The 19,042-nt window shown below is 50.1% G+C and carries 8 protein-coding genes and 1 tRNA gene (1 of these 9 cut by a window edge); 3 read left to right on the forward strand and 6 right to left on the reverse strand.

The annotated features are described in order from the left end of the window. A protein-coding gene (locus tag ACOJUN_RS01015) for an anthrax toxin-like adenylyl cyclase domain-containing protein (RefSeq protein WP_422134827.1) crosses the window boundary here: on the reverse strand, nt 1–8,268 show its start. 21,642 nt of this gene lie to the left of the window's left edge; only the first 8,268 of its 29,910 coding nucleotides appear in the window; its start codon is at nt 8,266–8,268; its stop codon lies beyond the left edge, outside the window. A gap of 282 nt (nt 8,269–8,550) precedes the next feature. Between ACOJUN_RS01015 and ACOJUN_RS01020 the strand changes: the two genes are divergently transcribed. Beyond that, nucleotides 8,551–10,608 (forward strand): hypothetical protein, encoded by a 2,058-nt coding sequence (locus tag ACOJUN_RS01020; RefSeq protein ID WP_422134828.1) that lies wholly within the window; start codon nt 8,551–8,553, stop codon nt 10,606–10,608. 213 nt (nt 10,609–10,821) lie between these two features. On the opposite strand, the gene ACOJUN_RS01025 is transcribed toward ACOJUN_RS01020, so the two are convergent. Next, nucleotides 10,822–12,210, reverse strand: a complete 1,389-nt coding sequence (locus ACOJUN_RS01025) for a hypothetical protein (protein ID WP_422134829.1) — start codon at nt 12,208–12,210, stop codon at nt 10,822–10,824. Nucleotides 12,211–12,460: 250 nt separating this feature from the next. Here ACOJUN_RS01025 and ACOJUN_RS01030 point away from each other — a divergent pair, with 250 nt between their 5' ends. Together ACOJUN_RS01030 and ACOJUN_RS01035 are read left to right on the forward strand one after the other, a co-directional pair. Continuing rightward, nucleotides 12,461–14,608, forward strand: a complete 2,148-nt coding sequence (locus ACOJUN_RS01030) for a type I secretion system permease/ATPase (protein ID WP_422134830.1) — start codon at nt 12,461–12,463, stop codon at nt 14,606–14,608. Nucleotides 14,609–14,612: 4 nt separating this feature from the next. Next, nucleotides 14,613–16,037: an HlyD family type I secretion periplasmic adaptor subunit gene (locus tag ACOJUN_RS01035; RefSeq protein ID WP_422134831.1), complete on the forward strand. Its 1,425-nt coding sequence runs from the start codon at nt 14,613–14,615 to the stop codon at nt 16,035–16,037. Between the two features lie 71 nt (nt 16,038–16,108). Here ACOJUN_RS01035 and ACOJUN_RS01040 read toward each other — a convergent pair whose 3' ends face one another. From ACOJUN_RS01040 to lolB, 4 genes are all read right to left on the reverse strand, one after another. Then, entirely contained in the window at nt 16,109–17,050 is a 942-nt protein-coding gene (locus tag ACOJUN_RS01040) for a ribose-phosphate pyrophosphokinase (RefSeq protein ID WP_317145524.1), read from the reverse strand. Between the two features lie 219 nt (nt 17,051–17,269). Continuing rightward, nucleotides 17,270–17,344 (reverse strand) — tRNA-Gln (locus ACOJUN_RS01045). 40 nt (nt 17,345–17,384) lie between these two features. After that, nucleotides 17,385–18,269, reverse strand: a complete 885-nt coding sequence (gene ispE / locus ACOJUN_RS01050) for a 4-(cytidine 5'-diphospho)-2-C-methyl-D-erythritol kinase (protein ID WP_422134832.1) — start codon at nt 18,267–18,269, stop codon at nt 17,385–17,387. A gap of 81 nt (nt 18,270–18,350) precedes the next feature. After that, nucleotides 18,351–18,998 carry a lipoprotein insertase outer membrane protein LolB gene (gene lolB, locus ACOJUN_RS01055; RefSeq protein ID WP_422134833.1) on the reverse strand — a complete coding sequence of 216 codons (648 nt, stop codon included), beginning with the start codon at nt 18,996–18,998 and terminating at the stop codon, nt 18,351–18,353. Nucleotides 18,999–19,042: the final 44 nt, after the last annotated feature.

Raw genomic sequence — 19,042 nt, forward strand, 5'->3', positions numbered from 1 at the left:
ATGGTCAAACACCTCAGCAACCGCCGTATCAAAATTCCGCCTTACTGAATGCCCGGCAGGCAGTTGATCAAAGCGACCCAGAGAGAGTTCATCCAACGCCTTTGACAGTTGCCCGGTAAGATCCGTCAGCTTTCCCTTGTCCAAATAGCTTTTAATCGTCTCGATATCGCTCTCTGGCAAAACTGACACCAAGGCATCGGTAGGCGACACCATAAGCCCAAGGCCATCCGTTCTGGGGCTTACTTTTTCCAGAGTGAAATAGTACTCAGTCAGTAAAAAGTGCATTAAAAAGGCAGTGAGGGAACGGCCCGGCGTCTTGCCACTGATGTCACGAGCCAATCCTGTCGCAATGGTTTTTGCTCTTAACAACAGATCCTGTTGTATTAATGACGTGTTCAATCGGCCAAGAACCGAAAATGAATCGGCCAGGTTTTCATAACGGGTTTCTACATAGCTGGTCGGAACATAACTGAGCGGATGCCATTCATAAGGTTGTATAGCGATGTCGGTGCCAATGATATTTCCCAGCCGGTAGGGAGACTGATCATTCCCTGTTGCCTCTTTCAGCTTCTGGTTGTAATCGGAAATCACCCTGCTTAGGGATTTATACGGCTTCAGTCTTATAGTGCGAAAACTGCTGAGTAGCAGCTGTCTGGCCTGCTGGTAGCCCTTATCAGCCACTTGGCTGGCCGGAACGACCAGAATAATTTTCCCTCCGTTATCACCCGGTTCAGCTTTTAATCCGAAGCGGATGTTCGTGGTTTCGCCAGTATCGACCGCAGCCGTGAGCAGCCGCTGGTAACCCTCCCCCGGTTCGCTGGTCAGGGAAATTCCCTGAATAACATCCTCAAACCACTGGACACCCCGGGCACTTGTTTTGGGCACAGGCAACAGGTCTGATGACAAAGGTTTGCGGTTCAATGCCTGGAAACCCAGCGTTTTTCTGATCAGCGCCTGCTGTTCTGCTCGCCGTTGCTCTGGAAAAGCCGATGACTTGCCTGCGACCTGGAAAGCTGAAGCCGTCCATTCAGAGAACAGCCGGGTATGTTGTGACAACCAGTTGTCGGTCATGCCCCTCTCACTGGCATAACCGGGGTCAACGTGAATAATACTGAGTGACCCCTGACGATCATCGGCAGCTTGCCGGTCAAAGGGCACCGCCTGATTGAGTGGTTTTCCACTACTCTGGCTTTCACTACTCTGGCTTGAGTGCTGCAGGACAATCAGCTGCCTTGCTTCCTGAGGGATTGCTATCTTCGCTTCACGGTGCGAGTCGCCTGCCATCAATCCCGACTGGACCAGCTCAGCCAGAGTGACTGGTTTGCTAGGATCAGTAGCAGCAGACAGCAGCCGGGAGTATTGCCGAAAAGGCTCCGGACAATCCGCAAAACGGCTGGCCAGGGTATTCAGCTTTTTCAGTTCGTCCCTGACATTGCCGCCGGAATCAACGACAGCTTTCTGGTATTCCGGTGAAACCCAGACGACAACCAGATTACCCAGACCATCCACATCCTGGCTCAACCTTCTGAAAGGATAAAGGCCGGTATAGTCGTTCTCATCCGGCTGGCCGGGTATTCGAGCAGTTCCGGGAAGCTCATGGAGATTCCTGTAATCCCGAACCAGCAACCCACTCTGGTCAGAACGATGATCCAGAGACTGAAAAATATCCTTCAGGTCCGCACTGATTCGCTCAGTCTGGACATCAGTGATCCCCATGGCTAAGGGGCGTGAAGCGGTGATATCCCGTACCGCTTGCGGGCGAACAGCTTTCAAAAAACCTTCCGGCAACTGTCGTATTAAAAAAGAGTGCCCGGACTCAGGGTTTCTGATAGAGAATGCCAGCGGTTGACTGCCTTTGCCGGTCAAGTCAACCGACTCGTCACCAGACGGTTGCTGAGGACTCTTATCCGTCGAAGCCACCGCATAAAGTTGATTTCCAGCCTTGAATACTCTTACCCCGCCCTGAATATTTAATTTTTCCGGGATCTGGTCACGCCATTGAGTTGACAGGGTGTGTTGTGCATGTTGCGACAGACCGTCAGCAATGGCATTCAAAAATGCCTTGTTAGCCTCCAGCTGTTCTTTTTGATTACTGGCCTTGTTGCGGCTAAACCAGGTTATCTTTCCGTCATGGTAAACGGGTTTTGCTTTGCCCTCATTACCTGAAAGATCTATTTCAAGGGTTAATGATGGCATGGTAAAGCCGAGCGTTTCTTTGAAGATATTTCCGTATTTAAGCACCAGGGTGTCGAAGAGTTTTTTGAGACCAACGGTATTTTTCTGAAGCCCTATTTTCATCAGGCTGGGTACAATATTATCGTCCTTTAATATGTATTCAGATAACAGCCGGGTCATTCTTTCCCGAGCTATATGAATGGCATCCTCTTTCTCAAGCGTTTGATAGATCTTTTGCAGGGCCTGCTCTACCCTGTTGGATTTTTTGTGGAGGACTTTGCCTAAATCAACCTCTTTCTTTGCCTGCCGCAAAATGACGTCCTGGTACTTTTCCATTGACGACACCGGAAGACCAGCAAGAAGGGCCGGGTCAATGACCAGAGAGTGACGCACATCATGCTGCAACTTCCCGGCCACGTCTTCCAGTTTACTGACCGCCCGATTTTTGATGAGGGCAATATCCTGCTTAGCATCAACGTCAAGGCGTTTGAATTTAGCTCTGGTTTTATCCAGGGATTCCAGCCATCTGACACGATAGACACCCAGAGCCAGCCTGAATGCCTTTTGGGCATCCGGTGATTTGATGGTGTCATAGTAATCAGAAATCGCTCCGGCAAAATCAGACAACTCAAGCGGTGAATACCGAGCCTGATTTTTATGAATGTGTTCAATCCTTGCATGCAGCCTTCCAGACTGATAAACGGCTCTTACCGCCCGAAACATATCGGAATGAGGTTCGGACCGGATTCTGATATAGTCTGGTCCCTTGGCGACTAAATCACTATAAAGCGATGCGTCGGGAAGATTATACAGAGGGGCCAGCCTGAAGCTCTCATCCAACCCATAGTAGAGACCCAGGCTCATTAACTGGCTATTGCTGTATTTCCAGATATTCCCTGCCGGCCCCAGATCATCTTTGCCTGCTAACTGGATAGACCTTAACAGCGCCGAACCAAACAAACCGGAAACGGCTTCCCGAAGCGTTGAATCGGGTATGCTCTCAATACCCTTTGTACCTATTTCAATAACCGGTTTGCCGCCTTCGGGGATAACGACATGACTCTCAAACAGAGGTTTATCCGGATGAACCAGGACACGAACCTGTTCCTCACTGGTATAACGGATACTTTTTGCGGTTTTGCCCAATTCCCTGAGCTGGTCATTTAACCGCCCTTTCAAAAACAAGTCGGTTACTTTGCTGATATCATCCTGAAGCCGTGAAGCGGGAAAATCGTTATTTCGAACCCCCCTGTCATACTCGGCAATATCAAACTCCACGGCGATATATCGGGCAGGAAGGTCAAATCTCTCTTCCAGATACAAAAGGATACCCAGTCCTCCCGGAATTTTTTCTGTCAGATAACCTGCACCAAACTTCTGATAGGAAAGTTCTTCCTCTCCTATGATTAACACCGGAGCCTTGTCTGGAATAGCTGGGCGCTCAGGTTCATTGAGCTGTCCCGACTCAAGGATTTGCAACAGCGGGGCCAGACTAAACCGTTCACGAAAACTAATCCGGCTGCCGGCTCCCAGCCTGTTACTGATCTCCGTTGGTGTTTCATCAATACGCTTGTATGAACGATTTCGATAGGTCAGGAAGCCATCCACAACATCGTAGTACTTCTCGATACTTGACACCTGTTCAAAGGTATCCGTTTGATAAACCCGACCTTCAGGATCAATAAATAAAATTTTGTCATCCCGCTCGGGGTATTTGATGTTGTCCTGTTCTGTGCCATGGTGACAGACTTTAGGCAACCCCTTTTTCGCCGCCGCTTCATTGATCTGGTCAATGATGTTTTCCTGAAAATGAGTCAAGGTTCCCTTATCGGGATCAAACCTGCGTCGCTCACGCGTACCCAATGCTTCGGTAACACGACGATAGGCAGACAGCCAGCGAGCCCTGGCCAGTTCGCTGGAAAACTGACCCGCGCCCTTGTTCGCTGATGATAACCGCCCAATTCGATCCGCCTCTTCCCTCACGCCAGTCATAAGGTCGCTTGAAGATGTGTCCAACCGCTTGAACAGGGCAAACAGGTCAATGTCTGCCGTAAACAATCGACGGGAGCCATCGTCATTGACTTCAGCCATGACCATCAGGGGACGGAAAGCATTATATTCCGGATGCCCAATGCCATAGTCTTCACTTTTATACTCGACTTTCCAGAGGTCATTGGACTGCTCGGTCAAACGATACTGAAACACCACCGGGCGCTCACCGGCTCTGCCATCACTGGATTCAATGGAACGAGTTACCGTTGCCAGATAACTGCCATCCTCCAGTGGCGTCAGCGAACCCAGCTTGCCCTGTTCCAGACGACGCTCAATGGCGCTCCAGTCCAGTTGCAGCTGAACGGCGGCCATGCCCGGCAAGTGGGTTGAATGGACATTCTGGTAGTCCCCCTTTTCGATCTGCGACCGATGTTCCAGACCGCCTTTGCCAAAGACCTTGGACAAAGCGGAATCGAAGGGAATCAATCCCGCCTGTATTCCCCAGTCCGCACTTTTGCCCTTGACACTTAAACCTTTTGTGGCAATTTTGATACCGTCACCCAGACCATGATTGAGCAGGTCGGAGGCATCTGGATTAATGGGCCTGATGGCAATCAGTGCCTGGTTTTTCCGGGCTATTTCCCTGAATCCTTCCCAAAGGGCTTGCGGTACACCAGAAGCTGCAAAAGCCTGGTCACCCTGGATCAGCTTTCCCGCCCACTGCTCCAGGGAGACCGGACGTACTTCCGACGGTTCCGGCTCCTGGGGCGCGCGACGCTGTCTGTCACTTTGCCGGAGACTCTCGGCTATCGGGTCATGGCGTGAGAATTCAAGGATGGCACCCGTCGGGTAATCCTGGAGCAGGGTGAAATATCGGGTGCGGGTCAACTGAAACCATTGGCCTGAAGCATTCACCAGAACTTCGCGCTCGCCGCTGTGACCCCAACCTTCAGCCTTCGCCTGACTGATTTGTAAATCGGCGATTTCCTGTTGCTGTTTGATGGCCGTGGCAATCACTTGAAAGCGATGGCTCCAACCCTGGTACAGAGAAAGACGACGATCGCCTGCTAAGTCATTACCGGGGAGTTGTCGGTAAAGCAGCGTATTCAGAGCTGAGAATGAAGCCCGAGATAAAATCTGGTTTTGTATAAGAGCCGCCAGTGACTCCGCAACAAAATGGAGTCTGGATTGGCGTGCCAGCGGCGACACAGCCTGAGTGTCATCATCCTTAATAACAAAATGGAGTCTGGATTGGCGTGCCAGAGGCGACACAGCCTGAGTGTCATCCTTGGTAGTGTCGGGAGCAGGCGTCAACTTCCCAAGCGGCTGACAACCTGTTGCATCGCGGTGAAAGATGCTGAAATCCTTCCAGAACGCCCCCGGTTGCAGTCGCTCATAAATGACCATGGACAAATAATGAAGGAGAATCAAGCTACCCCGGTCGCTGGCTGGAGCCAGTTCTGCCAGAGCGGTGGACTGAAACGGGGAAAGATCAGAGTCCAGGAAGCTGCCACCCAGAACCAGCTTGACCCCCTCGTTGGTAAAATAGAGTCCATTTTTTACCCAGGGACTCAGAGACACCAGCACCGTGAAACGGTCAGTCATGTCATCCGGTAAGCCGGAATAACCAAGCAATTGGGTAAATGCCAGATTGACGTCCCTTTCGATCTGGCGAATGTCCCTGGATGATAAAAAGTACTCAGACTGGCTGCTGCGATCTGCCGTCACGGTATCCAGCAGCAACTGAATAGACAGTTTGCCTTTGTTTATCAACTTACTGAATACATAACCGCTTTCATTATCATATCCAAGCTCACGCAACACCTTACGATAATGCTCTCTGGTGAGGTCAATGGCTCGGGAAATATCATTGCGTGGAAGAACTTCCGTTTCTCCCGGGGCAAAATCTGAGGACTGGATTTTCCAGTGCCCCCCGGGGGTTCTGTAACAGGCCCAGTGCTGTCCATTCCCCTGCTGCCATAGCAACTTTCCACGATCATCAACAGCAGCGACCCAGGGCTGGCCAAGATCATCAATCTGGGTCAGCTCCCGGGCCACTTCCAGAGTATTCAATCTCGCCTGCCCTTCTGGCAGGGCGGCCAGCACCTCCCGGAAAAATCCGACAATGCGCTCATTACCCAATGCGGGATCGGCAAGACAGTAGATCTTTATTCGGTGGCTTGACTGACGCAGCCATTGGCTGGCAAGACCGGCCGCCAGGGCTGACCCGGAAAAGCCTGATAAACGACCATCTGCTGTCAATCGGCCAACCAAAACCAACAGCCCAGATGATGGCGGCTCAGTAAAAAAATCCAGGGCATGATCAGCATCCGGGGAAAGCGCTGACAGCCGCTGTGTCGCCTGAGGGTAACTGCGATGGAGGAATCCGGCGATGGCCTGAATGTCGTCATCCTGACCCAGGGGAAGAACATATTGCTTCAGCTTGCTGTTGTTCTTTTCAAGATGAAATGACAGGCTGTTTTGCTGTGGATCTACCGCCAGAGCCAGGTGTTCTTCGGTGGACAAAGTCCCCCAGCTGGCCAGCTGTTTCCCTATCGGGTGCTGCTCCGGGGGCACGGGCTGTTCGCCCAGCGATTGAATATAGTCGGTCATCGCCTCCCTGAGCAACTCATCGCCATTGAGAAACAGGTTAAGGCTTTCATCCCCGCGCAGCAGTCCCAACCGGTAAGTACCAATGCGGGCCAGATGCAGGGGAAAACCCTGATCCTTCGCCGCATCCAGCTGGCTGAAATAAAACCGTCGGGTCTCCTGCCAGTTGTAGGGTTCAGCTCCCCCCAGGGCATTGTCTAAAAACCGGTACCTTTTTACCATCAAAGCCAACACCCGTTGTGCGACAGGCGACTCCTTACCGGCGGCCATCATGCTGGCGGACAGACGCCCACGGGATTGTCCGGCCTGAACAGTACCGGGAATCAAACCCGTCTGGTTAATTGACCGAAAGGGTTGCCGGGTCTCTCTGGCTGCCGCCAGCAGTTGCTGACGAACCCCCGGCCTGAGATCATCCAGCAGCTTGAGGCTGTCAATGTAGCCACTGCGAAGCGGTTGCCGGAGTTTGTCCAGGCGGTGAGGGAAGTCGTCCGGATGGCTCTCCAAAATCGCCTGGACAATACCGGCTTCCAGCATTTCCTCTGGCAGGCCATCCAGTTCAATCCCCGTTAACCAATCCCGATTGATGCCGGGCAGGCTATCTGGCCTGACAATAAAGCCACCCGCACTGAACAGGATCTGAAAACGGGCCAGATTTTCCGCTCCGTTAATATTTCCTCGCAGCAGCTCATTGAAGTAATCACTGGTCAGAATGTTCCCTTCTGGCCACAGTGACGCAATATCCCGAACGTTAACCCGGTGCGCCTGATTCCCATGGTCACTTAACCGGCTCAACTCTTCCCTGGCATAGAGAATCTGCTGATTAAAACGCGCCTTCTCAGCGGCCAGTTCTTTGGCAGAAGCATTGGTATAGGAAACCAGAAAATTCTGCACTGCCCGGTCAATGGAAGCCCCCTTATTGAAACTATTGAGAACATGACTGACGGCACGGCGCTGGGTATCGATTATTCGACGGATCAGTTGTCCGGCAAATGGCTCAAGGTCCCGGGCATTGGCAACATCGGCGTGCGCCCACTCTATGATGTATTTTCGCATCAGAGAAGCCAGAGAAACCCTGTAGTCCTGCCAGAGATGGATTTGATAATCGGGGTTAGCCCTGATCCAGGCTTTCAAATAATCCAGGCCAACCCTGTCCAGTGGCTGGAGCAATAACAGGTGAATGGTTTTGGGGGGTTCTTCAAGGGTGCGGTTGAGAAAAGCCTGAACGGGAGATAACACTGAGGCTACCCAGTCTTTCTTAAAGGGTTCCTGCTGCAGGTACTCCTTCGCCCAGGTTTCTATCTGGCTGGCAGCCAGCCAGCCTTTAGCGGAATTTTTCTCCTGGATGGCATCGAAAACACTATAACTCTCCATTAACTTGCGGTAATGAAACGTTTTGCGGTCTTCCAGGGAAAGCCCGTTGTCGGCCATTTCCAGAAACTGGCTGAAATCAGGCTCTGATACTTGAGGACGTTTAGCATTCTTACCAGACATTTTTGAAAACCCTTTGCGATAGCCCTTTTACGTTTTCGTGATAGGGATTGCCATGCTGAATAAGACAAAATATATACGGCAATAGGCTTATTTTTATGAGTTACTCAGGTTGATATGAATCTCTGCTATCATTCCCGAGGGCCAGGAACCTTTGCCTGATGCTATGTAATCCGGATATTACGGCAACCTTATTGGTGATTGATTACAGTACAACAGGGTTTAATTTGCCAGCCGATGTGTTTTATTTTCTGGCTGATGACATGATTAAGGGGGGCATTGCCTATGAACTACCGAACTCGTCGTATCTATCGAAAAGACCGCGATACGAATCAAGTCTGCGCTGACCCTCTAGTGTTTTTAATTATGAGATCTGAAAATATAAGAACAAAGGCGTCTTTCCCCATCTTTGCTCTTATGTTCATTGCTATTGCATGGATTGCCAGCTCCGCTGCAGCGGAAGAAACCCGGCAACATCGCCTGCTATTAATGAATTCCAGCGGGCTGGCTGCCAGGGAGGAAACCTTGAATATCTATGAGGGTTCTGTTTCGTTCTATAACACTTCCCATATTCTGCTGACTGTTAATAATGCTACTGATTCCAGATCTCGCTTTTTAGTTGATTTCAATAACCTTAACGTTGTTCAAAAATGGTCAGATGTTCTTGCCACTTCACCTCCCGAGCAAGACTCTCTCTTCAGCGAGCCGTTAGCCGAATACCTGGCTCAAAAAGCAGGCTCTGTGGTTCCTGTGCCACAGTCAAACCTGACATACATTGCAGCTCTGAATGACATACAGGAAGGCAACAATGGTATAGCCATGATGAGCTCGCTGATTAAAGTGGACAAAGACTGGCAGGAGAATCAATGGCGGAATCGCACTCTCGCTTCATCTTCAGACATTCCGGCTCTGAAAGACATTGTTAGTATGACACTGTCACCGGATGGACAGTTCCTTGCAGTAGTCGCTGCCGAAACCCAAACCCTGCTGATTTTTCGATACGACCAGGGACAATTGCATCTGATGCAATCAGTCTCCAACCCGGAAGATCTTGAGAAAGTTGACAGCTGGTTTGGAGTGCACGATGTAACCATTGCCAGACTACCCCGTGACTCCATCACCGCCTTTATTGCCTCTACCGACCGGTTCGTCCATCTGGTGGTTTTAAACAAGGAAGATCAGTGGGAAACTCAGGAGGCTCAACTTATTGGCCTTCGAAACATGCCTCAGGCACTCACCAGCATAGCCTCCAGCCCGGATGGCAGAAAAATAGCCGTGATTGGCAGACGAGGTAGCCTCCATACCCTGAAACTCATCTCTCCCCCTTTATTCGCAGAATGGCAGGACCCTCCTGAATATGACTACGATGAATCCAATATGGAAAATAACCAGTTCGTAGTAGGGCTTATGAATGTGACGGACCCCAATCAGTCAGACAACGAGAATTATTCTCAATTGATCGTCAGGGTTGACTGTGAAGGCCATGAAGGCAATTGCCCATTCATTTGGCAAAACAAAAGTTTAGTGGTCAACCCAGAGAGTGATACCCCTTTGAGTAAAAAGAGCGGAGGTTGGGCACTCTCAGAAAGATGGCCCCTGACGGTAACAGCAACTAACCCACACAAGCAGTTCAGTCAAATACGAACAGTGGTCAGCGTAAAACCAGCTGATTACACCTCCCGATTACTGAAACGGGTGTTCGCTGGTGTGTTGCCAGCGTTGGGCGTAGCAGGCCTGGGTGGTTACGGCCTGATTAAATGTTACAGATCAAGGATGAGAAACTATGAACTCAATCAAGAAGATCCATCCGACGATAACACAGAAAATATCTCTGATCGCCCTGAAAGCAATGATCAACCAGCTCCGCCAGCCGGTTTAATGGTTCACTTTGATCCTGAATCAAATGGATTAACCCAAACGCTGGTGCACCCGGCACCAGGTGATACAGGCTCCAGTTTAAGCTTATCCCTGTCTTGGCCTGCCCCTGAAGTTATAGATATGACCACTGCAGATGCTCCTGAAGTTATAGATACGACTACTGCAGATGCCCCTGATGTTATGAATACGACTTCTGCAGATCCTCTTGAAGTTATGAATACAACCACTGCAGATGCCTCTGAAGCTACAAATACGACCACTGCAGATGACCCTGAAGCTACAAATACGACCACTGCAGATGCCTCTGTAGATCGCGCATATGGATATGGGGAGCCAACTATTCCACATCATGCTCTCAGAATACCGAAGGGTCCTGGAAACACATATCCTAACCAACGAGGACTGCAAATTTATTTTAAATACTTTGGTGTTGATATCAAAAATAACAAAACAAAAGAGCACTGATCTCATGTGGTGCCTGATTTTAAGGCAATAAAAAACCCCTTAGCGATTTCCCTGCAAGCAGTTCTATCGAAAGGGGCCGTGATACTGATGATCCTGGCTCACCTATGGACTAAGTCAATAAGCAATGTGGGAATCCCAGGTTCGGCATACGAGGTATTCCCCGCCCTACAAAAACGGATAACGAGCCATCATCGTTTTGCAACAGAAAGTGAGTCACCAACATCGCAAAATAGCAACAGCGTTAAACAACGTGGTAAGAAGCGGCACCATCGAAGCGACAAGTAATGGTGAAGACGATTCAAGGGGCAGACCCGCTTGATGAATTCTCAGGAGATGGACGGAACGATCAAAGCGATTGCCGAACACCAGCAGGCCACTGCTGAAGTCAAAGGTAATTCGGTTTCCTGGCCAACCGTCACTTCCTTGGCGACTGGTCAGAGTTGTTTGATAACAGAGGCTACCATTGTCAAACCGAACAACGTGCAAGCCCCGCTCGCCAGCAATCAAAAAAGTATTATTGTCGTATTGCCGGATTTCATCCAGTTTTCCCAAGTCTGGCCAGCTTGACTCGATGGTATTCTCGACGCCTTCCCCGTCCGATGAAAAAATGGCATTCTCACACGCACTTAACGAGCAAACCTGTTGGGTCGTTGCCTGCTTGCCGGTAGCGGTTTGGCATTGATGGGAATACAGTCGACAACCAAGGGCCTGATAGGAATAGTGAGCAGGACCAGTGTCAGTGAATTGATTAACAACCTCAGGAGGGCATAAAACTATCTCTCCACCCCTATGGATAAGCAACAAGTATGCATCTGCGAAGATAGCCCCTACAGGTTGGTCAATAACAACCTCACCAATAGCCGGTGTCAGTATGGTGACAGGCCGCCAGTCTTCAGCCAATTGCTCAAAGCAGGCTATCTGGTTGTCAAACGCCCAACTGACACACAATTGCGTGCTGTCCTTATTGAAACTGGCAGAGGAGCAGCCCCGGCGAAAAAGATAGTGACTTTGTCCACCAAAGCGTTGGAATGATCCCGTTTGACAGTTTTTTTCCTGCTGATAAACCCGCAACTCACCCATGAGCAGAGAGCAAGCGGCGAGCCATTTTCCATCCGGGCTCACCCCTAGAGATGAAACACCAGCAAACGCCACTAAAGGGCCCGTGGTCAGCTGCCCCTGTTCCCAACTGAAGCTGCCAATACTTCCTCCCTCTTGACCCGAATCGCTGGATACATAGAAACAGTTTTTATTTTTAACCAGACTTCGATGTTGTCTTGAGTTGGGTGATATCTGGGTCGTCGTTTGCACAACACACTGGTCAGAATCCTCTGAACATTGGAACGCAAGACAAAGCCCCCTGTCATTAATAACAACCACTATCACATTGTTTTTTTTGGCAAATAATGCAATGCCCGCAGGCGCACCAAACCATTGGGTCTCATTTGCAAACTGGTAGGTTTCACGCAACAACACATTGTCAATCAATGTCAGCCCAAGCCCGAGTGAAGGCATCCCAAGAACAAGAAAAATAACAGTACAGCAGGTGCGGCCCACGAGAGCCGCAAAGCAGGCAGAAACTTTACGTACAATATCAGTATTCAAGTTGACACCCTTTCAAACGACGGAATTTACGCTCATTCGATAAAGTAGCACGCTTAAATGAGAATCTGCCTGCAAAAGAACGCCAGTCTGTGCTCTGAAGACAGTTTTTTGTGATTTGCAAAAAATTTGTAACGGAACCAACGGAGAAGTCTACACTGTGAGACTCAACTGAGCAGCTGTCGTGTTAGAGGATTGCATCTTCAGGTTGAACTGTCGTTTAGCAACACAATCAGGATCAAGGATATTGCCAATGGACTCTATAGATGCCGATACCGAGCCATCTGCCGGGAGTGGCTTGTTTTGCTTTTTGTTGATGATGCAATACCTGAAGAAAACCATTGACATTAATGTCATTAAACATGAGTTCTGCCCCGAGGGAGATGACCTGACCCCACTGACGATGCTCAGGGCCTTCAAACAACTGAAACTAAGAGCCAGACAAGTCAGAATCAGGCGGCAGCGATTAACTAAAATACACTGCCCGTTTATTGCCATAGACAAAAACGAGCAGTTTTTCATTATTGCCGCCATCAGCGATGGCAAAGCATTGATTCAACGGGAGGGAATGAGACCTGAGTCAGTTTCTTTGGATAAACTCTGGAGTCATTGGCATGGCCAGGCCATTTTAATTACTGATCGAAGTATTCTGCCAGGCAAAAATCAACACTTCGATATCAGCTGGTTTATACCGGCTATCGTCAAGTTTCGAAAACTGTTCAGGGACATATTGGTTGCTTCTTTTTTCATGCAGCTATTCGCCCTGCTGACACCGCTTATTTTTCAGGTGGTGATGGACAAAGTGCTGGTTCACCGGGCAGAAATGACTCTGAATGTACTGGTTGTAGCGCTGCTGGCTATTTCCCTGTTTGAGGTTATGCTGGATGGCTTGAGAACCTATGTTTTTTCACATACCACCAACCGGGTTGATGTTGAACTGGGTACCCGGTTATTCCGGCACCTGCTGAAACTTCCTGTTGCTTTCTTTCAGAGTCGACCAGTGGGTCAGGTTGTGGCTCGTGTGCGTGAGCTGGAAAACGTGCGTAATTTCCTCACCAGCAGCGCTCTCACCCTGGTCATAGACCTGTTTTTCAGCCTGTTGTTTATTGTTGTCATGTTCTTCTATTCCAGTCGGCTGGCCTGGATCGTGATTGGCTCAATTCCGATCTATATTATCATTTCTATTTTGATTACTCCCCGCCTGCGCCAGAGAACCGAGGAATTGTTTCACCGCAGTGCCATCAACCAGGCATTTTTGACCGAAACCCTGACCGGGGTAGAGACCCTTAAATCCATGGCCATCGAACCCCAGATGCGCCAGCGCTGGGAACATCAGCTGGCCGGTTTTGCTCAGGCTTCTTTTCGCTCGGTGGTGACCGGCATGTACGGCAGTCAGTCGGTGCAGCTGGTGAGCAAGCTGGTCACCGCTCTGTTGATGTGGCAAGGATCTCTGGAGGTCATTCACGGGCATATGACGGTAGGCGAACTGATCGCCTTCAATATGATTTCAGGACAGATTTCTGCCCCCATCCTGAGGCTAGCCCAGCTCTGGCAGGACTTTCAGCAATTTCGCATTGCCATCGACCGCCTCGGTGACATCATCAATGCTCCTACCGAACCCCAGAGTCATTTAAGTCAATCCTCACCTCCGGTAATGAAAGGAGCCATCAGGCTTGAGAATGTTGTTTTTCGCTACAGCCCTGCAAACCCCGCAGTACTGAACCGCATTGACCTGGACATTCCTGCAGGACAGGTGATCGGCATTGCTGGCCGTTCAGGCTCTGGTAAGTCAACGCTGACCAAGCTGATCCAGCGGCTCTTCATACCAGAAAGTGGCAAAGTTTATATTGATGGTGCCAACCTTTCACTATTAAACCCAGCCTGGATCCGACGCCAGATTGGTGTCGTCCTTCAGGACAGCGTGCTCTTTAATGGCACCATTCGAGACAATATTGCTCTTGGGAATCCAACCCTGGATATGGAGTCGGTCATCGCTTCAGCCCAACTGGCCGGAGCTCATGATTTCATTATCGAAATGCCCCATGGCTACAATTCTGAGCTGGGTGAGCGCGGCGCAGGGCTGTCCGGCGGTCAGCTTCAACGCCTGGCCATAGCAAGAGCACTGGCCACCCAGCCCAATATCCTGATTTTTGATGAAGCGACATCGGCTCTGGATTATGAGTCAGAAAAAATTATTCAGGACAACATGCGGGCTATCAGCAAAGGCCGCACCGTCATCATCATCGCCCATCGACTCTCAACTATCCGTCGTTGTGATCGGATTATAGTGATCGAAAAAGGGGTTATTGAAGAAGATGGCAGCCATGATGAGCTGGTTCAACAGCAGGGACGCTATGCCCAGCTGTGGTCTTCACAAATTGATGTAACACAAAGAGTTTAAACAATTGGGACGCATTCTCACGCTGATCAGAGACAGCCTGCACCATGAGAAAAAACATCCTCGGGTCAGGCGCAAAAAAGATGAGCTGGAGTTTCTGCCGGCCGCTGTTGAAATTCTCGAATCACCACCGTCACCGTTCGCTCATGTCCTGATGTTGCTGATTTGTGCCCTGCTGACCTTTGTTTTGCTCTGGAGCTGGTTCAGCTTTATTGACACCGAAGTCACCGCCAACGGCAGAATAATACCAGTGGGCAAGGTCAAGGAAGTACAATCACTGATTGCTGGCCGAGTGGATACCATCTATGTCACAGAAGGTGAGCATGTTTATAAAAACCAATTACTGATCAAGCTGAACCCCACCGAGCCAGAAGCTGATATTCGCCAGATTGAAGCCATGTTGCTGCAAAACCAACTCAATGTCAGGCGATTGCAATTGTTGCTTGAATCGGCAACGGAAACGCCTCTGGCGCCACCTCCCAACCTGCAGCAATGGATTAGCCAGGCTAAGCTGCCGCTCTCGGGAAAGCCAAGCCCTGACCAGTGGTTTCGCCAGCAACAGTTACTGGATTATGACTACCAGCATTATCAGAGCAGCAATCAATCCGTAGTGCAGCAAATCGATCAGCGTCGGGCAAAGGTTATGGCGATTCAGGCCGAAATTGACCGACTGCAGATACTTAACCCCCTGCATCTGGAAAATGAAAAAGCGACCCGGCAATTATTAGACAAAGGTCTTGCGTCACGACTGGAGTGGCTGGCCACCAGGGAAAAACAGCTGGATACCAGCCAGCAGCTGCAGGTCCAACAGAGTCGCCAGAATGAAGCAAAGGCAGAGCTGGCAGCGCTTGTCAGTGAAAAAGAAAGTAGACAAAAAGCATTTCGTCATGAACGCATGGAAAAACTTAATGAGTTCAGTGATAAGATCACTGAACTACAAAACAGCATTATCAAAGCCAGGGAACACAACCAGAATTGTTATATCCGGGCACCGGAAGACGGTACGATACAACAGTTTTCGGCGCTGGGTCACGGCTCGGTGATCCAGCCGGCTGTGACTTTGATGTCGTTGGTTCCGGACAAAGCGGAGCTGCAGGCCGAAGTTATGGTGGAAAACAAGGACATCGGTTTTGTGAAGGCGCAGATGGCGGCCGATATCAAAATAGAAACGTTTCCCTATACATTTTTTGGCTATTTACACGGCGTAGTTGAGCTGGTTTCCAAAGATGCCCGGAACCAGGGCGAGCAGGGATTGATGTATCCGGTATACATCCGATTGAACCAGCAATTTGTCAATGTTAACGGTCAGAATGAACCTTTGCATGTAGATATGATGGTCTCTGCCGAGGTGAAAACCGGTAGACGCCGACTGCTGGCATTTTTTCTGGAACCATTCTTGCGCTACCGTGACGAAGCACTGAATGTCCGTTGAACTGGCTGCTAGAGCCTTGCGATACCCTCACCTGGGCGAGGGCTTACTGCGCTTTTGCCAATTCCCTGAAATTACTGGAACATCGCACTGATGGATTCAGCGTTACTGATTCTGCGAACAGACTCAGCCAGCAGAGGCGACATATCCAGCTGGCGAATCCGACCCAAAGCCTGGGCAGCGGGGCTCAGAGGAATCGTGTTGGTCACTACCAGTTCGTCCAGCTCGGAGTTAGCCACATTTTCCAGAGCACGGCCAGACAGAACAGGATGAGTACAGTAGGCAATCACCTTGGTAGCGCCTTTGGACTTCAGCGCAGCTGCAGCAGCGCACAGGGTACCGGCCGTGTCGACCATATCATCGACCAGCACAGAGGTACGGCCGCTAACATCACCGATAATGTTCATTACTTCAGATTTATTGGCTTCAGGGCGACGCTTGTCGATGATCGCCAGATCGGTATTCAGGCGCTTGGCCACAGCACGGGCACGAACTACACCACCGTGATCGGGTGATACCACCATCAGGTTCTCGTAACCCTGACGCTCCATATCATCCAGCAGAATAGGAGAACCGTAAACGTTGTCCACAGGAATGTCGAAGAAGCCCTGAATCTGGTCAGCGTGCAGGTCGACTGTCAGGACACGATCCACACCCACTCCGGCAATCATGTCAGCGACGACTTTGGCACTGATTGGTACACGGGAAGAGCGCGGACGACGATCCTGACGAGCGTAACCAAAGTAAGGCAGCACCGCTGTGATGCGAACCGCAGAGGAGCGACGCATGGCGTCTGCCATAACCAACAACTCCATCAGGTTGTCGTTGGTAGGGGCGCAGGTGGACTGGATGATAAAAACATCACGACCACGGACGTTTTCCTGAATTTCTACTGCAATTTCGCCGTCACTGAAACGGCCAACATAGGCCTTGCCCAGGGGAATATGCAGGTGATTGACAACCTTGTGCACCAGCTCCGGATTTGAGTTGCCGGCAAACACCATCATTTTGGACACGGATAAATACCTTGCTCTGGTCGTAGTCGTGGGTGGATGTAGCTCTTCACCAAAGGAGCTGACCGCCCATCGCCGACAGCAATGAGCGTCACATCCTGTTTTTGTCTGCCTGGATTGGAACCATTACCATCGAATGTTTCGAAGGTGAATGTTTTGTCCTGAGCGTTACGTCTCATAAAACAGTGGAGAGAGCTATCTGTAAGATAGGATTCTAAACAGTGGCTGGGGTGGAGGGATTCGAACCCCCGCATGGCAGGATCAAAACCTGCTGCCTTACCGCTTGGCGACACCCCAGTAACATAATTTACAGTCACTGTAAGCGGGATAATGGAGTTTAATTCACACATGATCGCAGTTGACTGATCGAGTTGTGAAGCGGAGATGTATTGACACCACTGGCAACGAAACCATCAACGTCAGAGTCGATTCCTGCCAGAGTCGCTTCCGCCTCTTTACGACTGGCAAACGGCATAAACACACAGGCACCCGAACCGCTCATCATGGCCTGCCCCACGCTCGAATTTCCGGAATTATCCAACAGCACTAAACATTTATCAACTTCCGGATAAAGCCTTCGAACCAATGGCTGAAAGTCATTGGTCAGCTCATTTCCATGCAGCCGGTTCAATGCGGCGGAAACTTTAATGGGACGAGTATCTCTTGTCAATTCCTGATGACGGAACATTTCGGTAGTGTTGACATGGCAGTCAGGTTTGAGAACCAGGTACCAATTCTCCTCAGGACTGACAGGAGTAAGCTTCTCGCCAACCCCCTCAGCAAAAGCAGCATGACCCCGAACAAATACCGGAACATCTGCTCCCAATTTCAGTCCCAGCTCTGCCAGTGTGTCTTCGTCCAGTCCCAGCCCCCACAATATATTCAGGCCATGGAGTGTTGTGGCGGCATCGGAGCTGCCGCCCCCTATTCCCCCCCCCATGGGCAGACGTTTAAGGAGCCTGATTCTGACGCCTTTTTCACAGCCTGTATGAACTTGTAAAAGACGGGCAGCCTTGAGAATAAGATTGTCATCACCGACCAGCTCTGGAAGGTTACAATCCAGTAATAACTCGTCGTGATGCTCAAAGGTCAGCTCATCAGCAAAATCCAAAAACTGGAAAATGGTCTGGAGCTGATGATAACCATCTTCTCGACGTCCAATTATGTGCAAGAAAAGATTTAGCTTCGCCGGAGCAGGCAGAACCAGAGTTGAAGACGACATCAACGAACCATCCTGAAATTGCGATCATGAACTATCAAGCAACTTCTGCCCGATAGCAAAAGAGAAATTAAAGATGAAAGCCTATTTTAGCTGCCATCTTCTGGCAAACAGAGTTGCCTGCACCTCACCCTGTCGGACTTTTATCCTGACAGGCAAGGTTATTCCGGAGAAGTCCTCGTACTGCAAATATTCAACCTGCCACCCCTGCTGTGTAATCAGCACAGGATAACCCTGATTATTTAACCGGATAGTGGCTCTGGTATCAGGACTGGGCAGCCCCATGACCCAATATCGCAGCAGACTGACAGGTAAATCCCAACCGGTCAGCTCAAACAGCAACTTCTCAGGACTCTGGCCTGGATAACGCTTACCTGAGGCTTCCAGTTCTACTGAGCCCGGTTGACCATTAATTTTTGCCACTGTCTGTCCCAGGGGACCATCCAGATAGATAAGATAGTTCTCTTTACTCTGTTGCCATTCCAGAGATAAGGTTCCGGAGTCTCCAGGGACTCTCAACCCCAGTCGCCCTGTCAAGTGCCAATAATCCAGTTCTGAGAGCTGCTGTTGATGAGCTTTCCACAATGACTGACGCTGAGCTTCTGAAAGCCCTTTTTCCGGTTTGGGAGCCGTGGCGCAACCAGAGAGAAGCAGGGCAAAAATCACAAGAATAGACAGTTTTGTTGTTAATGAAGAGTCAGTCAGGTATGAAGTTGAAAACGGTATCTGCATACAACTTGCCAGTTTTTGCGTTGAGTGAACGGGCCGCCAGGCCC

The organism is Endozoicomonas sp. ALD040 (genome assembly GCF_049275945.1).
Classification (GTDB): Bacteria; Pseudomonadota; Gammaproteobacteria; order Pseudomonadales; family Endozoicomonadaceae; genus Endozoicomonas_A.

Excerpts from the sequence above, each read along its gene's own strand:
- ACOJUN_RS01020 (WP_422134828.1), top strand. The coding sequence starts at position 8,551 with ATGAACTACCGAACTCGTCGTATCTATCGAAAAGACCGCGATACGAAT.
- ACOJUN_RS01030 (WP_422134830.1), top strand. The coding sequence starts at position 12,461 with ATGGACTCTATAGATGCCGATACCGAGCCATCTGCCGGGAGTGGCTTG.
- ispE (WP_422134832.1), bottom strand. The coding sequence starts at position 18,269 with ATGTCGTCTTCAACTCTGGTTCTGCCTGCTCCGGCGAAGCTAAATCTT.
- lolB (WP_422134833.1), bottom strand. The coding sequence starts at position 18,998 with ATGCAGATACCGTTTTCAACTTCATACCTGACTGACTCTTCATTAACA.